This is a genomic window from Fodinibius salinus (genome assembly GCF_008124865.1).
Classification (GTDB): domain Bacteria; phylum Bacteroidota; class Rhodothermia; order Balneolales; family Balneolaceae; genus Fodinibius; species Fodinibius salinus.
This window is the reverse complement of record NZ_VNHY01000001.1, coordinates 496,196-519,172: the sequence shown is the minus strand read 5'-3', so window position 1 is coordinate 519,172 and position 22,977 is coordinate 496,196. Positions and strand designations below refer to the sequence as shown.

Genomic DNA, 22,977 nt, shown 5'->3' with positions numbered 1-22,977 from the left:
GGACTGTTGAGTTATAAAACTTTTAGATATAACCTATTCTTCTTAGTCGTAACAATATTTTGTATTACGAACATCTGCAGTGGTCAGGATAGCCTGGAAATTGAACTGGACCCCATAAAGGTTACAGCCCTACAGTCAGTTATCAGTTCACCTGGAGCTCCATTATCAGTTACCTCATTAACTCGAGATTTACAATCCGTCAACCACTCCTCTTCATTATCATTGTCGGCCGTGGGAGAACAACTACCTGGCCTTTGGATTAATGACCGGCAAAATTATGCCCTGGGAGAACGACTGACTATCCGAGGAGTAGGATGGCGATCTTCATTTGGGGTTCGGGGTATCCAAGTAGTACTAGACGGCATTCCACTTACCGTAGCCGACGGACAAACGATGATCAACATTGTAGAACCTTCATTTATACGCAAAGCCGAGCTCATCCGCGGTCCGGCCGCTACTTATTGGGGGAATAGCAGCGGCGGTGTATTATATCTTTCTACTCGGCCCTCCTTTGATGATACAAGCAATACAAGAGTACGGCTACAAGGCGGCTCTTTTGGATTAAAAAAGGCCGAAGCATCATTTTCTAATCACAATTCAGGTCATAAATATTCAGCCTATGGTAGCTACCTTAGCACCAATGGGTTTCGGGATTACAGCGCTGCTGAAATACTTAGAACAGGAATAACAGGTTCGATAAATCTTACCTCCCGAAGTCAGCTTAGGTATCAGGCGGCAGGTATCCATATGCCCAAAGCACAACATCCCAGCAGCTTAACAGCTCAGCAAGCTCAGAATAATCCGCAAATGGCTGTAACTGAATTTGCAGATTCAGCCAAAGCTGGAAAAGAAATTACGCAGGCACAAACCGGGCTTTCATACCTTCTGGATACACCGGCAGGTATCATTACCATTAATGGTTATGGTATCTATCGTGATCTAAGCAATCCCCTGCCCTTTGGAATAATTACCGTTAATCGCTGGGTGGGCGGTCTTCGATCTTCCTTAAAGAGAGACTGGAATCAGTTTGGACTACAGGTAGGCATTGAATCCAAGCTACAAAACGATGACCGGACTGAATTCGACAATGCCGGTGATGCGACGCGGGGGGCAGAAACTGTTAATCAGATTGAACGTGTATGGAATCAGGCGGCTTTTGTTTCGGGATCTTATCGTCTGGGCAATCTTCGTTTTCTGGGTGGCCTTCGCTTTGATAAGCTTACCTTTACTACTGATGCCCAATCTGCAAATGTATCCGGTAAACGTAACTTTCAGGCTTTAAGTCCCAACTTTGGTGTCACTTTCAAACCATCAAACCAAACACTGTTTGCCAATATCAGCACTTCATTCGAAGCACCTACTACAACAGAACTGGTTAACCGGCCTGGTGGTGGCAATGGTTTTAATCCCCAACTGAAACCCGAAAAAACCATTGGAGTTGAAACAGGAATTCGAGGCACTATCTTTGACCAAGGATTACAATATGACGTAGCGCTATACCGCCTTTGGATTAGTGAATTGCTTTTTCCCTATCAACTAAGCAAAAACGGCCCTACCTTTTATCGCAACCAAGGTAAGACAATGCACAGTGGTATTGAAGGTCGTTTATCATGGACTATTAACCGGGAATTAACTTTGAGCACCAATATCAATCTTAACAAAGCTATATTTAAAGATGCGCTAACGCACGACACAACCTCTATTGATGGGAATAATGTGCCGGGTATCCCCAATTTTCGGCTTAATAGTAACATTCGTTGGTCCCCTGATTCTTTTATCACCTCACTCTCCTATGAACGGGTCAGCAGCTATGCTGTAAATAATAAAAATACGGCTATAAATGATGCCTACAACGTGCTAGATGCAAAATTTAGCTATAAAATACCTTTCTCAAAAAAATCCGGAACTTTTCATCCGTTCATCAATATAAATAATATTCTAAACCAACGGTACAATGGCTCAGTAGTGGTAAACTCTTCCGGCGGAAATTATTATGAGCCTGCACCAGGCCGAAACTGGCAAGTGGGTGTTTCCTTCAATTATTAAGATATTTTAAGAGAATTTACAATCAGGAAAATATCTTGTAAGATGGTCTTGTTAGTAAAAGACATTGTTCCAACAACTTTTTCAGCATTCTAAGCTATGATTAAAAAGATACTCATATTACTTCTTATTGGTGGTGGGATTTATTATTACTGGACCACGCGTCCGATAACTCATGGTCCCGGGGTTGTAGCTCCTGACGAACCTGTACAGGAAACCGTATTTAATACCAAAGATCTGAATATTGGCGATATCGAAATTGATGCAAAGGCAAGCATCAATATGGAGGCCAGAGTGTTAGCCATGACCCAGTATGATGATAAATATTCGGATCTTACAACGACTGATATTGTCTTCGGATGGGGCCCCATGTCTAATGAGCGGCATCTAGATAAAGTAATGGTGCGACAGTCAGAGCGTTCGTACCATTGGGACATGGGCCGTCCACCTATCAAACCGGAAAAAATGTGGGGCTACGCCGAAAACATGCATATTATTGCTCCCACCAAGAAAATACGTGATAAAATTAAAACACTTCGAATAGGACATATTGTGGAAATCGATGGCTATCTTGTCAATGCAAAATTTCCCGGTGGTTGGAACCTTAAATCATCACTCAAACGCGGTGACCAAGGGGAAAAAGCCAGCGAATTAGTTTGGATTAAGAGCCTAACAATTCTTTAATTACGTGCAAATTGTACCATTCATTAAACTGCAATTTGCATGTCTTGGTTTAAAGATGTTCTTGTTGATACCCTTGCTACACTCACAATTATAGCAACCGTCCTTATCGGACACCCTATCCTCACCTGGCTCGTTTGGGGATATACAGGCCTTTTGTTGCTGGTAAAGTTTTTTGTTTTATTTGGCGGTGACTTTTTAAACCTGATGGATAAAGCTGACACCAAAGCTCCCGAATGGTATAATCACATGCTGTACGGGACAAATACAGCCGTACTTTGTTGGTTTAGCTGGTGGTATTTAGGTATAGCATGGGGGGCTATATGGGTCATTTCATTTATAACGCAGCAAAAAATTAATGCTTCACGTGCTGATTAGCATAATCGAACCCTTTAGGTATTAACTACTAGACTAAGTGAATGATTCAATAATTCTTGCCATTTAATTACACAGATATCACAATCAATAATAAAAAATGGGATTATGGATATACTAAAGTATTGTTGTTTGCTCTTTTTAGCCTTTACAATTGGCTGCAATAGCGGAATTAACCAAGAAACAAAACTAAATTTTGAAAAAGACGATGGTGGTATCACCCTCCCAGATGGTTTTCAAGCTATAGTTGTAGCCAAAAATATAGGCGCAGGACGACACATCACCACAGCGCCAAACGGGGATATTTATATGGCTCTTTCTGAACTTCACAACGGTAACGGTATCGCAGCACTACGCGATAATGATGAAGATGGAAAAGCTGAAACCGTCAAATATTTTGGTAACCAAACCGGAACGGGCATTCAAGTACATAGTGGCTATCTATATTTTGGGTCTGATACCTCAATAGTTCGTTATCAAATGACAGATGGAAAACTTATTCCGGAGGCTGATCCCGAAACCGTTGTTGGGGGATTTGCTACACAGCAACAGCATGCAGTTAAACCATTTACCTTTGATAGATCAGGTAATATATATGTTAATATCGGGGCACCTTCAAATGCCTGTCAACAGCAAATGCGTACGCCTGGCTCTGCAGGTATGGATCCCTGCCCTCAACTCAAAAATCACGGTGGTATCTGGCAATTCAGTGCTACAGAGACAGGCCAAACTTTTCAGAAAGATGGGCAGCGATATGCTACAGGAATCCGTAATTCTGTTGCTTTAGACTGGAACCTGAATGTTAACGAATTGTATGTTGCTCAACATGGGCGCGACCAGCTACACTCTTTGTGGTCAGACTATTATACCACCAAAGAAAATGCGGAGCAACCAGCTGAAGAATTATTTCGAGTAAATAAAGGCGACAATTTTGGGTGGCCATATACTTATTACAACTGGAAGAAAGAACAAAAAATGAAAGCACCCGAGTACGGCGGTGACGGTGAAACACCGGCCGAGAAAGGTAAATATGAAAATCCCATTATGGCTTTTTCCGGCCACTGGGCGCCGAATGACCTCGTTTTTTACAATGGATCGCAATTCTCTGGTAAATATAAAAACGGTGCTTTTATAGCGTTCCACGGTAGTTGGAATCGCGCTCCGGAACCTCAGCAAGGATACAAAGTTGTATTTGTTCCTTTTGATGGCCCTACCCCTTCAGGAGATTACAAAGAGTTTGCTGATGGATTTGCTGGCAAGGATTCTCTGCAGTCTCCCCGCAAAGCTCAATATCGACCGATGGGCATTGCTCAGTACAAAGACGGATCGTTGCTTATATCTGACTCTCAGGAAGGCAAAATCTGGAGGATCGTCTACACCGGCAACTAGCTTTTGGGGCTTTGCAAAACCAGTTGTCACCCTGAATATAGCTTAAGGATCTCCTTCTATAAATCTTAGCTTTAATGGGAGATGCTTTGATATAGCCACTTAGACAAATTTTGTGGTTTTACAAAGCACCTTTTGGTTAATTCTTTGAATCTTTCTGCAATTTTTGGGCTTTAAATTCCCGCCCATTTTGAAATAATGTCACCCTTTTTACCGTCCCCGTAGAATCGACTGAGAACTCAATTTCAGCGGGAATAAGCTTACAGTAAAACCGTTTCTTTGATTTAGGATAGAAGGGTATCTTTTGCTGTCCGCTGACTCTAAAATACAGCTGTTTATCCTGTAAGGTTACAAAATATGATATTTGGTTAGTCACCTTATATTCTCCAACGTACTTCTTAAGTGTCTCTACCGGCAGTGAAATATTCTTTTGAACCTCTTTTAGCTCAAAATCAGCATCTAACAAATACAGGGCAATATCAGCAATGGGAGCAGTTCCATTAATGAGCACCACCACTCCGCTGTTGGTTTCGGTATTTATCCCCATAAAGGATCGAAAGCCGCCAGTCTGACCATTGTGCCACATTATCGTATCCTTTCGCGTTTCATAGATCCATCCCATACCCACTTTATCGAGGCGTGGTCCCTTATTCTGTATATCATGCAAAGGCTGCTGGCTACGCTTTATGGCTGAGCTGAGTGTTGTTTCAGTATTTGACATCTGAGCCGACAAAAACGTTGCCATATCAACTATCGTAGAACGGAGCGCTCCTGCAGGAGCAAAAACATTAAAGTTCCAATATTCGGCCGGTTCGCTTCCAAGATGTCCCTGAGCAAAGCGAGCAGAATCTTCGGGTGAAATTTGCACAAAGGTATCTTGCATCTGTAACGGACCTACAATTTTATTCTTAATAATTTGCTCAAAAGACTGATCCGACTGATGTTCAAGAATACGTCCCGCTAATGCCATACCGGAATTGGAATACTGGAATTGACTTCCGGGCGCACGACTGAGTTCAGTGTCAACCAAGTAGGATTGAAACAGAGAATCCCCGTAGCTGGCATAAGGATTAGCAGAAGAGACCGGCAGATTGTCCGGAATTTGGGGAAGTGCGGAAGTATGTGTAACTAAATGTTGCAGGGTTATGCCTTTTCCCTTGTATTCGGGCAGCTGATATCCCTCGGGGAGCAAAGGTTCAGCTTTACTATCCAGACGCACCTCTTTATCACGGCCAAGAAAATCAGCTACTGCAAGGGCAGTAAATACTTTGGTAATGGAACCTAGCTCAAAAATAGTTTTCTTATCAACGGCCTGTCCGCCTTTCTTTTGAGTACCATCCAGTATAAATGATGCCTGGCCGCTAGAATCAATATACGCAATAGCAGCCCCTATAAATTCATTTTCTGCGATATGCTGCCCAACGCTTTGTCGAACCTTTTCCAGTTTATCGGTCTGTGCAAGTGCTACAGTAGAAAGGAATAAACCGACGAGACATCCACATAAAAATCGTCGCAGTAAGGACCTCATAAAAATCATAATTGAATTATAATTTACTCATTTTCTTCTAATAAATGCAGGGCATCTTCAATTTCGGTCAGAAGCGGATCAAACCGTTGGGCTGCAGTATTACGATTAAGCTTCCAGACAATAGCTCCAATTAAAAGCACTACTCCCATATAACCGTATTTGTACACAGGGGATATTTGGAAACCAGCGGCAAAACAAAGTAAACCGATTGTAAGTGGTAAAATATACCACCAAAAAATATTGTTTAGCAGCTGCTTTTGTCGCTTGACAAACTCAAGTTCAGCCTTCAGATAGTCCGCCATTGTCTGGTCTTTTGAATGATCTTTATCAGCAGAGCGCTTGCTGGTAGCATACAGTCGGTAACAGATAAATCCGGCAGCTACAACCAGGATGGCACTTCCTGTTCTTTGCCATATAGAGCTGGTCAGAAAAAACGTTACTCCAAAGAAAATAACCACGATAATGCAGGCAAGAATTTCCAGTTTATCTCTTGACTGTACTTCTTTTTCAAAAGAGATGACTTTGTTATTAAGAAGCATTAAAAGCTCTGCTCGGGAATACTCCCATTGCGGATCAGGCTGCTCATTCTTCCATACTTTTTTCAATTCATCAAGCTCCATCATTTTCTTCTATTTTTTGTGATAATTTCTTTTTAATACGATTCAACTTTACACCCACGTAGTTTTCAGTAATGTCAGTGACAAAAGCAATTGTTCTGTAACTAAAATCACCCAAATACATGGTGATAGTAGCTTTTTCTGATGCATTGAACCTACAATGGCCCGATACAACTTCGACAACATTTCATCTTGTCCATGATCTTTAGGTGTAAAAGTTGGTTTTCCTTGTTCTTTTTTATACTTGGAGTGATAGTTTTGTCTGGTTTCCTTTTTACGATTATAAGACATAGCTGTATTTACAGCCAAACGATATATCCAAGTTCCTATGCGGGCCTCCCCATTAAATGACGAAAGCGGACGCCAAGCTTCAGCAATAATTACCTGATAGATATCTTTCTGCTCTTCCATCCCATCTGGATATATGCGACACAAATGACGAAGTCGGGTAATACTCTTCAATAATGTCGAAAAAATCCTGCTCGGTAATCTTCACAAAAAAATTATATAGGTCTTATAGGCCTAATCAAAGCTCCTTGTCTCTTACATAATGTTAGTCGTTTGCCAACCCCAAAAACTTACAACCAAATATAATTTTTTTATCAGATACATTATTACCGTTTCGCTGTTGCTTATTATTACCTATAATTGGTCCCAATTTATATTAATCTAACCAATATTGATTCTATGGCTGCTTCTTCAAAAAAAGTAATTTATGCTGCTCTTGTTGCCAACGCGATAATCGCTTTAATTAAATTTGGTGCCGCCTTTCTTACCGGCAGCTCAGCTATGTTCTCTGAAGGTATTCATACGACTGTTGATACTGGAAATCAACTTATGCTTTTACTGGGGATTAAAAAAGCTCAAAAACCTGCAGACGAAAATCACCCGTTTGGTTATGGTAAAGAAATTTATTTCTGGAGCTTTATTGTAGCCATAATGGTATTTGCTGTGGGCGCGGGCGTCTCCATTTATGAAGGGATTCACAGCGTTATGGATCCCCATCCCATTGAAAATGTAATGCTTAACTATGGGGTATTGGGATTTGCGATTATTGCCACAGGTATCGCCTGGTACTTTGCGCTTAAAGCGTTCAACCAAGTAAAAGAAGACAAAGGGTTTTTTGAAACCGTCCACGGAGAGAAAAACCCTACTACTTTTGTGGTTCTTTTTGAGGACTCGGCTGCCCTGGCCGGTTTATTTGTAGCACTTGCAGGCATTGGCCTTAGCCAATGGACAGGCAATCCCATTTTCGACGGTATTGCATCTATCTGTATCGGACTCATCCTTGGGACAACAGCCGCGTGGTTGGCTTATGAAACAAAAGGCCTTTTAATTGGTGAAAGCGCAGATCCAAAAATTATATCCGGGATCAAAAATATTGCTTCACGTCATAAAGCCATTAAGGCTATAAATGAAGCACTTACCATACACATGGGGCCTGAATACATTCTGGCTACGCTTAGCGTAGATTTTGAGGATTCACTGACGGCTTCACTAATTGAAGAAGACATCGATAAAATCACAAAAGAGATTAAGCAAAGCTTCCCAAATGTAAAACGTGTATTTGTTGAGGCTGAACCACCTAATCAAAATTAATTGATGATCTTAATTGCAGCTAATAATGATTGGTATATATTGCGTTAACTGAGTAATTAATCAACTAAACAAACCTAATTATGTCGGAACCGAACATTATCAAAAAGGCCAAATTCACACCAAAAGTTAAAACATATCTTCTTGTTTCAGGGGCTATAATATTAACTTGTACCATTGTAGGCATTGTGTTACTGCCATTTTACTTTATTATTGCCCCCTTCTTCATCAAAAAGTATTACAGCTATTTACGAGCTGATCTTAGCGAGCGGACACTACAATTCGAAAGGGGCTATATTTTCCACATGGAAAAGACCATTCCACTGGACAAAATCCAGGATCTTACCTTTCGGCAAGGTCCGCTGCTTAAATATTTTGAAATGAGCATCCTGAAAGTAGAAACGGCCGGCGGAAGCGCACAGGGACAAGCGAACCTTAAACTTATCGGGATTGAAAATGCAGCCGAATTTAGAAAATTAGTACTCAACCAACGTGATAAAGTTACCAACAGAACTCAGCCGCAATCGTCATCTGCTGCAGATGAATCTACTCTAAGCATTCTCTCTGAAATTAGGGATTCTTTGAAAATAATTGAGCAAAAGATGGATTAACCTTTATCTGCAGCTATTGTCTTTTCGGTAATCTTATCGTTGTAGAAGTAACATAATGCCATGCCAATACCCCACTGAACGGCGATGGTAGCTACTGAAAAAGCACTCAGCGGATTATACCAACTCTCAGGAGCATAAGAAGTTATGCTCAGATATATCCACCAGATGAGTAGCGAAATAACCTCAACAGGAACCACATATTTGATAATAACGGACCACCATTTGCCTAGCTGAACTTTACTTTCCTTGTTATTAACAATGGTTATTCGAAATTTCTCGGGCTTAAATTTAATGATTGCAAAAGACATAAAAGCTCCGGATACCATTAGTCCCACTGCCCATACAAAGTCTTGATTAGCTAAAAAATCTGTTGAAATCGCAGATGGCATCCCCAGTAAAAAGCCGGTAATACAAATGCCAATAGTCGCATTTCTGCGGTGGAAGCCCATGTCAACAAAAACACGGCTGGCCAGCTCAATCATTGAAATCAGTGAACTAAAGGCTGCAAAGGTTAATCCAAGGAAGAAGAGGATAGCAAAGATAGATCCACCGGCCATTTTACTAAATAGCTGCGGCATCCACATAAAGGTAAGTCCTGTAGAGGCTGGACCTGATGTCTGCATAAGTTCAATAATTTCTTTATTAGCCATACTGCTGCCCAACGTACCGAAAACGGTAGCAAAAATGGTCATTGCTGCCAGCAGTGATACAATATTATTGCCAATACCGGTCTGAAAAGCACTGATGGTAATATCATCGCGCGTTCGCATGTACGCACCATACGTTAAAATGAGTCCCCATGCGGCACCGGTATCCCAGGCATTTTGTGTAAGAGCTTCAAGCCACAAGCTTGGTTCGCTGAGCATCGACCAGTCAGGCGTAAAAAGATATTCAAGTCCTTGTCCGCTCCCCTCCAGGGTTACCGCCCGGATGAGTGATATTACAACTACCAACAGCAGTGAGGGAATCAACACCTTATTGATACGTTCGATAGATGAGATACCTTTTACAACAATATATCCACCAATAGCCATCATGGCAGCATGAAAAACCGATGGCAGATATGAACCCTGAAAGCCATACCACACTGCTTCGGCCTGCGCCACATTTGTCGGCAGGCTACTTGTGATGGATTCAACCAAATAGTAGAGACACCATCCTGCAACTACACTGTAATAAAACATGATAGCCGTAGCTACAAAACCAATAAAGCTGCCCATCCAGGCATATTTTCGACCCACTAGTTTAATAAATGAGCCAATTATTCCTTTACGCCCATGCCGACCAATGCCATATTCAGCAATGATCAGTGGAATAGAAAATAAAAATAGGCAGCAGATCCAGGCGATAAGAAATGCTCCAGCCCCCTCTTGTCCACCGTTTTGTGCAGCAATACGCGGGAAGCGCCAGATATTACCGGTACCCACTGCAATGCCAAGCACACTTAGAATTAACCCCAACTTTGAGGAAAATAGATTGTTACTATTATTTGTTGAACTCATAGCATCCTATAGATTTAGTTCTTGAAAGACTTTTAAAACCTATCATACCACTGCGTATAGGTCACCGCAACCTTAATATCACATAAATAATCGATATTCCTTTACAAACTCGGGACCACTGCCAATTAAACAGTTTTTAAAAGCCTTTGTCAATAAAATTACGTGACAGCTATTTTTAGTCTTTTTTTATCGATTGGCAATCGTTATTCTGAAATTACATCCAAATAAAAATATTTGTCATCTCCCTGCGTTGAATATTTTAACAGCGGGAACAAAAATTCTTATTTTGAATCCAACACACCTATCACTATTATTGCCTGCTGATTAATGGCAATTTCTTGTATTTAATTTAAGCACGAATGTTTTCAGACCACAAATCAACGAATCGTACCTTAGCACTATTCACTTTTGTTGCCTCCCTAATATTGTACATGCTCACAATGGCACCCACGGCTAGTTTTTGGGATGCCGGTGAATTTATTGCCGTAGGCCATGGACTACAAGTTAACCACCCTCCCGGGGCACCACTTTACTCATTACTGGGACGCATTTTCTCCATGTTTATGCCGACCAGCTATGTAGCTGTGAGCATTAACTTTATCAGCGCCCTTAGCTCGGCACTCACCGTAATGCTGCTTTATCTTATTAGCGTACGATTAGTACGCGAATGGAAAGGCGCTCCCGAACAAATGGTTAGCTTTGACAAAATTGGTATGTATGGTGGTTCTCTGATCGGTGCTTTCAGCTTTGCGGTCACTGATACCTTCTGGTTCAATGCCGTCGAAGCAGAAGTTTATGCTATTTCATTGTTCTTTACGGCTATGGTGGTTTGGCTTGCTCTGGTCTGGGCCGAAAATCATGATAAACCCCACAATGAGCGCTGGCTTATTCTGATTTCCTATTTGTTTGGCCTTGCTTTGGGACTTCACCTGCTGAATCTGCTGGCCCTCTTCTTTGTAGCACTCATTATCTACTTTAAAAAGAAAGAATTTACTTGGACTTCGTTTGCTGGTATGGCCGGTTTAGCTGTCGTTTCATTCCTTTTGATTTACCCCTTTACCCTACAGTCTATTCCATCTATCATGGAACAGGTAACAAAGGCCAGCTATGGACTTATTGGTCCGCTGAGCTTTATCATCATGGTGATAATTGCCATTGCCAGCGGACTTTACTATACCCACAAAAATAACAACCGGACCGCTAACATCATCATTCTGTGTTATACGATGATATTAATTGGGTACTCTTCTTATGCACTCATCTTTATCCGCTCTGCCGCCGACCCGCCTATTGATGAGAATGATCCCGAAACAGTAGAATCTTTTATTGACTACCTGGAGCGCAAACAGTACGGGAATACACCACTGTTAACAGGATATACCTTTGATAACTCTCAAGGAGGTATTAACCGACAAGAAGAGGTATTTTTTCCCCGTCGATATTCCGGTAACCCCAGACATGTCCGCCAGTATTCTAAGTATTCCAGCGATTTTGAGTTCTTTCTGGATTACCAAGTCAAACATATGTATTGGCGCTATTTTGCCTGGAACTTTATTGGCCGCGATGCTGATATGCAGGATGCCGGCTGGCAATCAGGGTTAAGTGAAACAGAGCACGAAAATAATCCCGCACATAACAGTTATTTCTATATCCCGTTCTTACTGGGCATATTTGGTATGCTCTTTCACTTCCAGAATGACTGGAAACGCGCGCTCTCGGTCTTTGCCCTCTTTGCCTTTACGGGTCTGGCCATTATTGTTTTCTTGAACCAAACACCCCTACAGCCCCGCGAGCGGGATTATGCCTACGTAGGATCATTCTTTGCCTTTGCCATATGGATTGGTATGGGTAGCATAGGATTAGTAGAATTAATTAAAGATTATTTAGGTAAAAGTAAGGCTGCGGCATATGGATTACTGGGAATATTATTCTGTGCTTCACCTCTACTAATGGGAGTACAGAATTTTCAGGATCACGATCGAAGTGAACGATATGTTGCTCCTGACTATGCCTATAACTTATTGCAGTCAACAGCACCAAACTCCATCATTTTTACCAATGGTGACAATGACACCTTTCCCCTCTGGTATCTCCAAGAAGTTGAGGGAATACGCACAGATGTACGTATTGTTTGCCTGAGTCTGCTTAATACCGACTGGTATATCAAACAGCTTAAAAACCAATGGTCACATGAATCACCGCCATTGCCTATCTCAATGTCGGAAGAAGAAATTGAGAAGGCTACACAAAGCTATGATCTTTATAATCCGGATACACTTTCCATTCCGGTCGGGAAAGAAATGCTTAAAAACGCTTTTTCCAGCGATAGAGCCTATAAAAAAGCACTAAATGTAAATCCGGACACCTCACTTAACATCTATAAAGAGGGTATTGGATTTGGCATGCCCGTTGATTCTCTGGATGACAGTATGGATTGGTATTACCAAGGAAGACCTGCCGGCAAGGGACGTGACGGTAAGAAACGTTATTATACCCAAGTGCAGGATGATGTAATTTTAAATATTCTTCGAACCAACGATTGGCTGCGGCCCATTTATTTTGCCAACACCGTTTCTACCCAAAGTCAGCTGAATTTACAACCCTACTTCCGGTTCGAGGGTAAGGCCTTCAGAGTTGTTCCCAAACGTCATAAAGCGGAACGGTTCGGATGGCTGGATCCGCAAATTCACGCCAAGCGACTTAATAAATTTCGTTTTCGTGAGTGGAATAACCCTGATGCCTATTTTGATGAGAATATTCGGCGCATGTTAACGAATTACCGCTTTAGTATTACCGAACTGGCCAGCAAATACAAAGAAATGGGTAAGGCGGACAGTGCTCGTCACTGGCTACAATGGGGCGAAGAACGTCTCCCTTTTAACAGGCAAACAATGAGCGCAAATCCCATAGTGCTTTATGCCTTCAGCTATGCTGATGTCGGTGACACTACCAATGCCCTGAGGTTGGCAAACAGCGTTAAACAAAGAGTGCTGGATAACTTGCGTTCTGATATGAATGATTATCAGGATATTCAGAGCCAAATCAGTGAAATCGATCAGCGGAGTAAAACAGCGCGGAAGAATGCCAATATGAATAAGCAACAGCAACTTAGGAATCAGCTTAAAGACATTGCATCACAGCGACAAAACATAGCTCGAAATGTTTCTCGTAACATTTCGCACCTGACCATCATACAACGGATAATGTTTATGGCGGGTAACAACGATCAAGCCATGGAACTTAAAAAACAGGTGGATGACATCACTGGTCAGCTCATTTCGATACCCGGATCAAAAGAAGAAAATAAGGCTCAGATAGACCAGTTAGGTGATATCTTATAACAATATGGAATCATCAACCAAAAATTTCTAATTTTTGGCAGCGAATAGTATATTAACTATCATATTCAATATAATAGTCTGCTAAAATTTTTACTTCATGGTTCACCAGTTTACAAAAGAAAATATCGATGCTATTGCAGATGTCCTTGGAACAACCGCAAAACCATTAGGCAATGATGTATATCGGTTGGAAGTCGAAAATAAAAAAGAGGGTCGTAAACTAGCACTCGAAATACACCTTGGGCTGGATATTGAAGACGAAGAAATGAATATGGTATCTGTCTATGCACAAAACACCTTTTTGCAGCTCCACAACTGCACGGCTTTTATTGCCAGTGATATGCTACAACAGGTTACCTTTTTTGGGCGACAACAAGGACGTACATCAGGATTAATCGTAGAAGAAGCAGCAGGATGCAGCTTGTATGCGAATGTAAGTGATGCGATCTTAAACAGCGATTTTACGACCCTTCCCGAAGATGTGATGATGTGTGCTATTGCCCTATCGCTTACTGAATCTGTAGAGACCGATAATTTCTCATTTGACGAAGATGAAATCGATGGCTGACAAACAGCCTGATATCCAGGTTTTTAATGAAACAGACTCGGATATTCCACTCTCCTCTTCAACTTTTGATTCAACCGCCACTACCCTTTCTAAATCAGAGGACTGTTCATTTAACTTTGTTGAAATAGTTTATGTAGATCAGGAAGAAATTGTACGTATAAATAAAGAGCATCTCGAGCGCGATTACATTACTGACATAATTACCTTTCGCTATGATAACTCTGAGGATAACAGTGCTATTGAAGGCACAATGTTCTGCTGTGCTCCCCGAATTAGAGAACAGGCGAAAGAGCTCAACGAATCCCCTGAAAAAGAATTTTTAAGGATCTACATTCACGGCTTACTGCATTTAGCAGGCTACGAAGATAAAACCAACGACCAAAAACAGCAGATGACCGCCCGTGAGGACTTTTATTTAAATGAAGTAGAATAGAGGTTCTAAAAATAGCTTAGCATCATAATCAAGTGCAGAAGAACTCTGAAGGTGGTTAGTTTGTAAGCAGCCTAAAATAAAACAGGCAGAAAAATTAATTACAGTTCATTATAAATATACATACCCTAACTACTTCGCCATATTTGCGTATAGCTTTTGTGTTAGACGTCAAATAAATTAACTGCCATGAGTGAACAGCAGCTAGAGACAGACCAAACAAGCAAAAAGGCTCTTGAAGCAGCCAAAGATAAAACGCGGCACCATGCCCAACAGCTTTGGCAAATTGTGGCCCGACACAGTTATATTGAAAGCCTCAGAAAATCAGATAACGTAGACACTACTCAACCCAAACGTAAAGCACAGTACAGCTCTACACTTATTGACCTGCTTTCTGCAGTACCCTACGTGCTGGCTATTACTTTTGGCATATCTTTTTTCTGGGATTTTAATGGTTTAACTGCTGAAGTATGGGGATTATCACTGCAATTTGAAGGACTGCTTAAAATTGTGAGTGTCAGCGGTTTAATTGGCTTCACTACCAACTGGCTGGCTATTACCATGTTGTTTAAACCGGCTGAAAAACGCCCTATATTGGGTCACGGACTTATTCCCGCCCAGAAAGACCGTATTGCTTTTAGGCTGGCTAAAACTGTTTCTGATGATCTTATTAACCAGGAAATCATTAAGAAAAAAATCAATGAGTCGAACGCTATCAGCCGCTATCGTGAGCAATCAACCAAATACATAAAAAGTATTATAGATGATCCAGAGTTCCGATCTGATCTAAAACAATGGGGCATTTCTTACCTTGATGAAATGATTGCTGATCCGGAAATACGCGGAGCACTGGCCCAGCGCATTCTCCTTCAAATTGAAGAAGCTATCCATGATAAATCATTCGAGAAAGTGGCACTTAAGGCCTACTCTTTTGTAAAGGGACAAGAAATGCAGCAAATCATCGAAGAAGCTCTTAAGCAAATACCTACCTCAGTCGAAGATGGTCTTGATAAAGTAGATGAACTACTCGACCAGCTTCCTCAAAAAATCGACGGTCACAGCAATACTATCGAAGATATCGTCACCTCGTTACTATATAAACTTATCAATCAACTTGATGTGCAAAAATTGGTTGAAGAAAATCTGCGCGATTATGACGAACAGCATATTGCTAACATTATCCGTTCGGCTACCAATGAGCAGCTGCAATACATCCAGTACCTCGGTGCTGTATTGGGATTTGTAGGCGGATTTATCATCTGGGAACCCTTGTTAAGTGTTATTCTCCTTGCCGCCCTTTCAGCTACGCTTTTATTGACAGATCAACTTCTGTATCAATATTCTTCCAATTCTTGACCTGGTATTTTTATACGGCTCCCTACCTCAAGACTCAAAAAGAGTATCTGTTATCCTTAGGGTGTTTTAGACTCTTACATTTAATCTCTATAAACGGCGATGCTCCAGTGAAGGGATCTGTGATCGTACTTCTTTTATCTTTTTATGATCAATCTCAGCATAGGCAACGCCCGGCTCAGTACCGGCATCGGCAATTACGTTACCCCAGGGATCCACAATCATGGCATGTCCCCATGTCCTTCTGTCCGAGCCATGCGTACCTGTCTGTGCGGGAGCAAAAACGTATGCCGTATTTTCGATGGCTCGTGCTCTTAACAGCAAACGCCAGTGATCCTTTCCCGTGGTATAGGTAAAGGCTGAAGGGATAGATAAAACATGCGATCCCTTCTCCATTAATTTGCGATACAACTCGGGGAATCGAAGATCATAGCAAACTGTAAGTCCCCAGCTACCGATATTTTCGTCCTCATATACTGTTGGATTCAGTGCTCCTGATTCTACGTAATCTGATTCTCGATACGACTCATTATTGCCTAAATCCACATCAAAGAGATGAATTTTGTTATATGATACCAGCTCTTTGCCCTGTGGATTATAGAGTGTAGAATGGTTATACAGCTTATTATCCGATGTGGGAACAGGATAACTGCCACCCATCAGATAAATAGAAAATTCGCTGGCCGTTTGGGATAAAAATTCAGGTACACGTTCTGCTATTTCATCCGCTTGTTTCATCCGCATTGACAGACCTCCCAGAAATGAAAAATTTTCGGGAAGCCCAACAATCTTTGCCCCTTGCTCAGCAGCTTCCTCAATAAAATTATAAGCCTGTTCGAGGTTAGCATCCAGATTAGTCCGGCTATTCATCTGGATGACTGCAGCTTTATAAGAAGATGAAAACATGGATTTATAATCTGTTGAAATAATTAGTTAAAGAATTCCTCCTTGCATGCCTCTTACATCTTCGCTCGGGAAAAATAGATGGTTGATATCATTTTAAAATGACCAATTAATGATTAAAACATAAAAAAAGGTGTGACACCTCTCATGCCACACCTCTAAAAGATTTACTAATTGCCAAGTCAATTGTTTTTCTTGGCTCCTCTGTCCAGATATTCTTCGTACAACTGTGTATGTCGACTCACCATCGGAATTTTATATCCGCTGATAAATACCTGGGTAATATGATTCATTGGTTGAAAAGGGTCGCCATCAGCAATAAAAAGATTTGCCTTTTTGCCCTTTTCAATGCTACCTAACTTATCATCAACGCCGAAAATTTCAGCAGCGTTAATAGTAATTGCCTTCAGGGCCTCTTCTTTACCTAATCCATAGTTAGCTGCAAATCCAGCGTGATATGGCGCATTACGAACATTTTCAACTCCCCCGGTAGCGATAGCAACTTTTACTCCCGCCTCATGTAGCTTTCCAGGATTTTGATACGGTCGTTGGTAATTATCGTAATCACGGTTCGGCGTATAAAGTGTAGAAACCAAGCACGGAAGTCCCGCTTCTGCAATCTCATCGGCCACACGCCATCCATCCTGAACACCTGCCAAAATGAATCGCGCATCGGGATGCTTTTCTATCCATTCGATAGCATTGAGAATATCCTTCTTGGCATCCACCGAAACAATAACCGGAATTTGACCAGTAACCACCTCTCGCATGGCCTGCATCTTCTTGTTAGCATCCGGTTTTTCTTTTTGGTCAGGATTCTGTTCATAGGCGGACATCATTTTATTATAGAATTCCGCTCTTGACCAAAAATCATTGAGTTTCTTGAGATTTTCTTTGTACTCCTTTTGGATCTCTTTATCGCTACGGTCATCCCACTGGCCTGCTTTTTGAGCGGTTGGCCAATTTAAGTGCATTGCCGCATTGGGCTGAACGGCCATCGAATCGGGTGAGTAACCGTATAAATCAATAAGTGTAGCCTTGCCGGACAATTGTCCTGATACGGGCATAGAGATCGCATGCGTAACACCATTAACTCTGGTTACCGGGATACTAACACTACTGGGATTAACAGCCGTAAATGCTCGAACATGAGGGTTATAATCGCCCAGTTCAGCCTGGTCATTGGTCACCGCCACAGCCCCAATCTCTTGGAGACCGAGCTGCGTACCCGCATCCATAAAACCAGGATATACGTGTTTACCTGATGCATCTATGCGCTTATAGTCGGTTGTGATCTTGGCATTCTTGCCCACGTGAACAATTGTCTCTCCATCAATCAGCACTATACCATTTTTGATCACACCATTAGTGACAGTGTGAATGGTTGCATTCGTAATTGCAAATTTGCCATAGCTGGCTTTTTCGGTGATCTGAGCGTGAGTAGCCATCCCGATAACTAACACCAGCAGGCTCGTTGTAAAAAGTCGTTTAAAGTATTTCATAAAAAATCCTGCGTTTCTCATTTCTAATTACTATTGCTCTGGTTAAGCTTCATGCCTTTCTTGCTGAATCGAATTTCAGCACCTTGCAGACATGTTTTGTCTTGGCGACCGTTTTCGTTGTACCAACGGTTTCTGCCCTCATCAAAGTCGGTCTCAGCATCAGGTTGCAAGCGCATATCGTTCTTATCTTCAGAGCGATCAAAATACTTCTTGCCGTCCACATAAGTAGCTTCCGTCTTGCTGTAAATACTTAATGGATGACCACTCCAGATAGCTACGTCACCGTGCTTGCCTTCTTCAATACTACCTACCTTGTCATCAATACCCAGCTGCATAGCAGGGTTAATTGTAATCATCTTTAAGGCATCTTGCTTGCTGGTATTACCGTAATGCACCGCTTTAGCAGCCTCGTGGTTAAGATGACGGATCAGCTCACCGCTGTCGGAGTTGATGCTGTTCCGCACTCCGTTAGCATTCAGGATCGAAGCATTGTAAGCCGTAGAGTAATAAACCTCGAATTTATAAGCCCACCAGTCGGCGAAAACCGAAGTATAGGCGTTATTCTCTTTCAGTTCAGGCGCAACCTTGAACGCTTCATTAGCATGCTGAAAGGTAAAATTCTCAATGCCATAATCATCAAAGACCCGCATCAACATGGCAATTTCATCAGCGCGGTACGAGTGCGTGTGAATCCACACATCTCCTTCCAGGATATCAACCAAAACCTCCAGCCGTTCATTTTTGGCAACAGGAACAGGTGGTTCATCCCGATTGCCATTTTCGTAAGCTTCTTTGGCATCAAGATACTGCTGTCGATTTCGTTTATAATCCTGAGCAGCATCAAAATGGTCACGAATAACCTGCTCAACGCCCATGCGGGTGCGCGGCTTTACGCCAAATCCCTGTCCATGTACACGAGTAGGGTTTTCACCAAGCGCAAACTTGATGGTTCGAGGAGCACCTTTAAAACGCATCTCATTCATATTTGCTCCGTAACGAAGCTTTAGTGTTTCATTTTGCCCTCCAATCACATTAGCTGAACCATGCATTAGATGAATAGACGTTACACCGCCGGCCAGCGCCCAATAAATATTAATATCATTGGGATTAATGGATTCCTCCATTGATACTTCGGCCGTTACGGGATTGGTCCATTCATTAACATCAACAGCTGCAATATGAGAGTGTGCATCAATGATGCCGGGCATCACGTATTTGCCTTCAGCATCAACCGTTTCAACTCCGTTTGGAGCAGAAAGATCTTTTCCTATTTCAGTAATGGTTCCATCCTCAATCAATACATCGGTATCAACTTTATTGCCATTAGTAATAGTAATGACTGTTCCGTTTTTGATCAGTACGGATCCTGTTTCCTGTGCCAAGCCGTTAAAACTAAGGCACAGTGTAAATAGCAGTACAATTATCTTCTTCATAATACTTAATCGTTGGAAGATTCTGATTCAAATTCGGTAAGTGTACCATCAGTAACCGAGTAAAGCACTTTGGTTTTCTCATCGGTGAATAGCTTTGTGAACACGGTAAAGTTGGCCATGCGTCCTTCAGTAACATCACCCAATTTCTGTCCATAGCCCAATATATCGGCAGTATGTTGCGTTAGCATTTGTAAGATATCCTCATCCTTTAGTCCGCCCTCTTCTTTGAGCGTTGCAATATTCTTTTGGATATCAGTAAGCTTGAATCCATTCGAGGCATATCCAACCTGTACACCAGCATTTAGTAACTTTTTTATATTTTGGACATCCGCTTTATAAGCTGCCAGCTGACGTTCCCGAAAAATGCGCATCTCATCGGTCACTTCTTCCACAGACTCACTTTCTTTTTCTTCTTTCTTTTCCTGTGCTTTTTTCCATTCCGGTTTCTCCGGTAAATCGATACTGGCTAATACCGGAATGTTTCGATCATTCAACTCATCAGCCTTTTTATATGCCTCTTTTCCGGATACAAGCACAACCTCAAAACCCAGTTCATCCTGAAGCTCAAACAAACGCTCAATATTTTCTTTACTATCAACAACAAAATAAAGCGGCTGCTCTTGCTGCATCACTGGATAGAGTGACTGTAATACATGATTTTCTTGCGGAGCAGAATAATTGCCCGACGTTGATGCGTAATAATGCTGTTGTTGTTTTAGGGCTTTGGCATCATTAAAAAGCTGACGCAATTGTGCCATAATCCCCATCGTTGTAGAAGGATAGGCTGTGCCCCCGGCTTCTTCGAACTGTGCAAGTATGCCCAGTCCACTTTTCAGAACATGACCTTTAGTCTGTTTTCCGTTGATGGAAAAAAGATCAACCTGGCTAGATAACATTCGTCCTTTTAAGGCTAATGCTGCCGTTGTAAAACCATGTTTTGGAGCTTCTCTCAATACTTTAGTATCATAATTGAGATTGCCGGCCGGCTCGCGATCCGGTTGAATGCCTGCCCTGGCATAACCCGGGTTACCTGGTTCATCAGGAGTTCCAGAATCTTTTTCAATATCAGGACTTCCCCACAACGCCAAGCCATCAATAAATCCGGGATAAACATGGAGACTGTCGCCACCGTTGCGAACGTAGGCATCAAACGGGACAGATACATCACTGCCCATCGCTGTAATGACACCATTACGCCAAACAATAGTGCCACCTTCAATAGTATTGCCATCTGCAGTATGGATCGTCACATTTTCTAAAGCCTCAGCGGGTGAGGACTGCGACCATCCCTGCAATGAACATACCATCAGAAAGGCGAAACAAAGAACAAAAGTACGCACTAACTTCATAAGATTGGTATTAGGTTATAATTTACAATTGAAAAATGTGATAAGAGATATACTTAATTAAAAAAATGTAATAAAAAATATACTGCTAACTGACTACTGTTTATTGTATTAGGTTTGCATCACGCCAGTTTTAAACTCTGGAATATCGGGATTATAGTTCGCGCATTTAATGGAATGTGAAATACGATCACGCGTTTCAACAGGATTGATGATTCCATCTACCCACAAGCGTGCCGCCGCATAACGTACATCCGTCTGATGCTCATACCGTTCACTAATCTCTTTCATAATTTCTTCTTCCTCCTCCTCGGTAATTTCTTTTCCCTTTTTCTCAAGTGATGAAACCCGGATTTGAGTCAATACTTTTGCCGCCTGTGTACCACCCATCACTGCAATTTGAGCTGATGGCCAAGCATACATAAATCGAGGATCGTAAGCACGTCCACACATCGCATAATTACCAGCACCATAGCTGTTACCTATCACAATCGTAACCTTGGGCACCGTACTGTTTGATACTGCATTGACCATCTTGGCCCCATCTTTGATGATTCCCCCGTGCTCGCTACGCTTGCCGATCATAAATCCGGTCACATCCTGCAAAAATACAATAGGAATATTCTTCTGATTACAGTTCATAATAAACCGGGCCGCTTTGTCGGAGGAATCGGAATAAATGACCCCTCCAACCTGCATTTCGCCCTCTTTGGTGCGCGTAATCTTCCGCTGGTTAGCAACAATGCCTACGCTCCAGCCATCCACGCGTGCAAAACCAGTGATGAGTGTCTGCCCATAACCTTTTTTGAACTCAGTAAATGAATCCTCATCTACAACACATTCTAAGATGTTATGCATATCATATGGCTTGGTTCTATCATCAGGGAAAACATCAAATATTTCGGTCACATCACGGGCGGGGGCTACCGGATCTTTACGATTGAATCCTGCAGTATCAAAAGGACCCAATTTATCTACCAAATCCCGAACTGTACTTAAGCATTCTTCATCATCTTCTACTTTGTAGTCGGTTACACCGCTAATTTCGGTATGTGTGGTGGCACCACCCAATGTTTCATTATCCACCTCTTCACCAATGGCCGCTTTCACCAAGTAACTGCCGGCCAAAAATACACTGCCGGTTCCATCTACAATAAGAGCCTCGTCGCTCATAATCGGCAAATAGGCGCCGCCGGCTACACAACTGCCCATAATGGCGGCAATCTGTGGGATGCCTTCGGCACTAAGCCGTGCGTTGTTGCGAAAAATACGTCCAAAGTGTTCTTTGTCGGGAAAAATTTCATCCTGCATCGGCAGATAAACGCCGGCAGAATCTACCAAATACAAAATTGGCAACCGATTTTCGAGAGCAATCTCCTGAGCCCGCAAATTTTTCTTGGCTGTAATAGGGAACCACGCTCCGGCTTTTACAGTGGCGTCATTAGCTACAATCACACAGTCGCGTCCAGATACGCTGCCAATTCCTGTGACCACACCGCCCGAGGGACATCCGCCCTCATCCTCATACATTTCGTATCCGGCCCAGAGCCCCAGCTCATAAAGTCGACTGTCTTCATCAATCAGCATATCAATACGTTCGCGGGCGGTGAGTTTGCCTTTATCATGATGCTTCTTAATTCGCTTCTCTCCTCCTCCCTTTTTGATCTCGGCCTCAGTTTTATTGATTTCCTTAATAAGTGATTGTAGATCCTGTGCAGAAGTTGAACCGGAATTGCTGGAACTCATAGAGTGAATTACGTTT

At 42.1% G+C, this 22,977-nt stretch carries 19 protein-coding genes; 10 read left to right on the top strand and 9 right to left on the bottom strand.

Going from position 1 to position 22,977, the window contains the following annotated elements; all coding sequences use genetic code 11:
- Positions 1-6: 6 nt before the first annotated feature.
- The 4 genes from LX73_RS02295 (at position 7) to LX73_RS02280 (ending at position 4,488) form a co-directional block, all read left to right on the top strand.
- Positions 7-2,046, top strand: a complete 2,040-nt coding sequence (locus LX73_RS02295; RefSeq protein WP_148897850.1) for a TonB-dependent receptor family protein — start codon at positions 7-9, stop codon at positions 2,044-2,046.
- Positions 2,047-2,142: 96 nt separating this feature from the next.
- Positions 2,143-2,727, top strand: a complete 585-nt coding sequence (locus LX73_RS02290; protein ID WP_148897849.1) for a hypothetical protein — start codon at positions 2,143-2,145, stop codon at positions 2,725-2,727.
- A gap of 39 nt (positions 2,728-2,766) precedes the next feature.
- Entirely contained in the window at positions 2,767-3,102 is a 336-nt protein-coding gene (locus tag LX73_RS02285) for a hypothetical protein (RefSeq protein WP_148897848.1), read from the top strand.
- A 105-nt stretch (positions 3,103-3,207) separates the two neighbouring features.
- A complete protein-coding gene (locus tag LX73_RS02280) occupies positions 3,208-4,488 on the top strand; it encodes a PQQ-dependent sugar dehydrogenase (protein WP_148897847.1) in 1,281 nt (426 codons plus the stop codon).
- Between the two features lie 136 nt (positions 4,489-4,624).
- On the opposite strand, the gene LX73_RS02275 is transcribed toward LX73_RS02280, so the two are convergent.
- The 3 genes from LX73_RS02275 to LX73_RS02265 are packed head-to-tail and all read right to left on the bottom strand — an operon-like array spanning position 4,625 to position 7,065.
- Positions 4,625-6,013 (bottom strand): serine hydrolase, encoded by a 1,389-nt coding sequence (locus tag LX73_RS02275; protein ID WP_170245555.1) that lies wholly within the window; start codon positions 6,011-6,013, stop codon positions 4,625-4,627.
- A 23-nt stretch (positions 6,014-6,036) separates the two neighbouring features.
- Positions 6,037-6,636 (bottom strand): hypothetical protein, encoded by a 600-nt coding sequence (locus LX73_RS02270; protein WP_148897845.1) that lies wholly within the window; start codon positions 6,634-6,636, stop codon positions 6,037-6,039.
- 45 nt (positions 6,637-6,681) lie between these two features.
- Positions 6,682-7,065 carry an RNA polymerase sigma factor gene (locus LX73_RS02265; protein WP_281289649.1) on the bottom strand — a complete coding sequence of 128 codons (384 nt, stop codon included), beginning with the start codon at positions 7,063-7,065 and terminating at the stop codon, positions 6,682-6,684.
- Between the two features lie 252 nt (positions 7,066-7,317).
- Between LX73_RS02265 and LX73_RS02260 the strand changes: the two genes are divergently transcribed.
- Both LX73_RS02260 and LX73_RS02255 read left to right on the top strand, forming a co-directional pair.
- Positions 7,318-8,229, top strand: a complete 912-nt coding sequence (locus LX73_RS02260; RefSeq protein WP_148897843.1) for a cation diffusion facilitator family transporter — start codon at positions 7,318-7,320, stop codon at positions 8,227-8,229.
- An 80-nt stretch (positions 8,230-8,309) separates the two neighbouring features.
- The gene (locus LX73_RS02255; protein ID WP_148897842.1) at positions 8,310-8,837 is read left to right on the top strand and encodes a PH domain-containing protein; all 528 of its coding nucleotides are present in this window, start codon (positions 8,310-8,312) and stop codon (positions 8,835-8,837) included.
- On the opposite strand, the gene LX73_RS02250 is transcribed toward LX73_RS02255, so the two are convergent.
- Positions 8,834-10,339, bottom strand: a complete 1,506-nt coding sequence (locus tag LX73_RS02250; protein ID WP_148897841.1) for a sodium-dependent transporter — start codon at positions 10,337-10,339, stop codon at positions 8,834-8,836. The genes LX73_RS02255 and LX73_RS02250 overlap by 4 nt on opposite strands.
- A 359-nt stretch (positions 10,340-10,698) precedes the next feature.
- Between LX73_RS02250 and LX73_RS02245 the strand changes: the two genes are divergently transcribed.
- The 4 genes from LX73_RS02245 (at position 10,699) to LX73_RS02230 (ending at position 16,034) form a co-directional block, all read left to right on the top strand.
- Complete coding sequence (locus LX73_RS02245; RefSeq protein WP_148897840.1) at positions 10,699-13,680, top strand: glycosyltransferase family 117 protein; 2,982 nt, start codon at positions 10,699-10,701, stop codon at positions 13,678-13,680.
- A gap of 97 nt (positions 13,681-13,777) precedes the next feature.
- Positions 13,778-14,248 carry a hypothetical protein gene (locus tag LX73_RS02240; RefSeq protein ID WP_148897839.1) on the top strand — a complete coding sequence of 157 codons (471 nt, stop codon included), beginning with the start codon at positions 13,778-13,780 and terminating at the stop codon, positions 14,246-14,248.
- Positions 14,241-14,681: an rRNA maturation RNase YbeY gene (gene ybeY, locus LX73_RS02235; protein ID WP_148897838.1), complete on the top strand. Its 441-nt coding sequence runs from the start codon at positions 14,241-14,243 to the stop codon at positions 14,679-14,681. The genes LX73_RS02240 and ybeY overlap by 8 nt, the downstream gene beginning before the upstream one ends.
- Before the next feature lie 186 nt (positions 14,682-14,867).
- Positions 14,868-16,034: a DUF445 domain-containing protein gene (locus tag LX73_RS02230; RefSeq protein WP_148897837.1), complete on the top strand. Its 1,167-nt coding sequence runs from the start codon at positions 14,868-14,870 to the stop codon at positions 16,032-16,034.
- An 87-nt stretch (positions 16,035-16,121) separates the two neighbouring features.
- On the opposite strand, the gene LX73_RS02225 is transcribed toward LX73_RS02230, so the two are convergent.
- From LX73_RS02225 to LX73_RS02205, 5 genes are all read right to left on the bottom strand, one after another.
- Positions 16,122-16,937 carry a carbon-nitrogen hydrolase family protein gene (locus LX73_RS02225; RefSeq protein WP_148897836.1) on the bottom strand — a complete coding sequence of 272 codons (816 nt, stop codon included), beginning with the start codon at positions 16,935-16,937 and terminating at the stop codon, positions 16,122-16,124.
- 179 nt (positions 16,938-17,116) lie between these two features.
- The gene (locus tag LX73_RS02220) at positions 17,117-18,436 is read right to left on the bottom strand and encodes an amidohydrolase family protein (protein ID WP_170245554.1); all 1,320 of its coding nucleotides are present in this window, start codon (positions 18,434-18,436) and stop codon (positions 17,117-17,119) included.
- A gap of 23 nt (positions 18,437-18,459) precedes the next feature.
- Positions 18,460-19,869, bottom strand: coding sequence for an amidohydrolase (locus LX73_RS02215; protein ID WP_148897834.1), 1,410 nt, complete (start codon positions 19,867-19,869; stop codon positions 18,460-18,462).
- A gap of 5 nt (positions 19,870-19,874) precedes the next feature.
- Positions 19,875-21,218 (bottom strand): amidohydrolase family protein, encoded by a 1,344-nt coding sequence (locus LX73_RS02210; protein ID WP_148897833.1) that lies wholly within the window; start codon positions 21,216-21,218, stop codon positions 19,875-19,877.
- Positions 21,219-21,326: 108 nt separating this feature from the next.
- Positions 21,327-22,961 carry an acyl-CoA carboxylase subunit beta gene (locus tag LX73_RS02205; RefSeq protein WP_148897832.1) on the bottom strand — a complete coding sequence of 545 codons (1,635 nt, stop codon included), beginning with the start codon at positions 22,959-22,961 and terminating at the stop codon, positions 21,327-21,329.
- Positions 22,962-22,977 lie beyond the last annotated feature (16 nt).

What these genes read in the sequence shown, in the direction of transcription:
- LX73_RS02220 (WP_170245554.1), bottom strand. Translation starts at nt 18,436, where the DNA reads ATGAAATACTTTAAACGACTTTTTACAACGAGCCTGCTGGTGTTAGTT.
- LX73_RS02280 (WP_148897847.1), top strand. Translation starts at nt 3,208, where the DNA reads ATGGATATACTAAAGTATTGTTGTTTGCTCTTTTTAGCCTTTACAATT.
- LX73_RS02285 (WP_148897848.1), top strand. Translation starts at nt 2,767, where the DNA reads ATGTCTTGGTTTAAAGATGTTCTTGTTGATACCCTTGCTACACTCACA.
- LX73_RS02250 (WP_148897841.1), bottom strand. Translation starts at nt 10,339, where the DNA reads ATGAGTTCAACAAATAATAGTAACAATCTATTTTCCTCAAAGTTGGGG.
- LX73_RS02260 (WP_148897843.1), top strand. Translation starts at nt 7,318, where the DNA reads ATGGCTGCTTCTTCAAAAAAAGTAATTTATGCTGCTCTTGTTGCCAAC.
- LX73_RS02245 (WP_148897840.1), top strand. Translation starts at nt 10,699, where the DNA reads ATGTTTTCAGACCACAAATCAACGAATCGTACCTTAGCACTATTCACT.
- ybeY (WP_148897838.1), top strand. Translation starts at nt 14,241, where the DNA reads ATGGCTGACAAACAGCCTGATATCCAGGTTTTTAATGAAACAGACTCG.
- LX73_RS02230 (WP_148897837.1), top strand. Translation starts at nt 14,868, where the DNA reads ATGAGTGAACAGCAGCTAGAGACAGACCAAACAAGCAAAAAGGCTCTT.
- LX73_RS02275 (WP_170245555.1), bottom strand. Translation starts at nt 6,013, where the DNA reads ATGAGGTCCTTACTGCGACGATTTTTATGTGGATGTCTCGTCGGTTTA.
- LX73_RS02210 (WP_148897833.1), bottom strand. Translation starts at nt 21,218, where the DNA reads ATGAAGTTAGTGCGTACTTTTGTTCTTTGTTTCGCCTTTCTGATGGTA.
- LX73_RS02225 (WP_148897836.1), bottom strand. Translation starts at nt 16,937, where the DNA reads ATGTTTTCATCTTCTTATAAAGCTGCAGTCATCCAGATGAATAGCCGG.
- LX73_RS02240 (WP_148897839.1), top strand. Translation starts at nt 13,778, where the DNA reads ATGGTTCACCAGTTTACAAAAGAAAATATCGATGCTATTGCAGATGTC.
- LX73_RS02255 (WP_148897842.1), top strand. Translation starts at nt 8,310, where the DNA reads ATGTCGGAACCGAACATTATCAAAAAGGCCAAATTCACACCAAAAGTT.
- LX73_RS02270 (WP_148897845.1), bottom strand. Translation starts at nt 6,636, where the DNA reads ATGATGGAGCTTGATGAATTGAAAAAAGTATGGAAGAATGAGCAGCCT.
- LX73_RS02290 (WP_148897849.1), top strand. Translation starts at nt 2,143, where the DNA reads ATGATTAAAAAGATACTCATATTACTTCTTATTGGTGGTGGGATTTAT.
- LX73_RS02205 (WP_148897832.1), bottom strand. Translation starts at nt 22,961, where the DNA reads ATGAGTTCCAGCAATTCCGGTTCAACTTCTGCACAGGATCTACAATCA.
- LX73_RS02215 (WP_148897834.1), bottom strand. Translation starts at nt 19,869, where the DNA reads ATGAAGAAGATAATTGTACTGCTATTTACACTGTGCCTTAGTTTTAAC.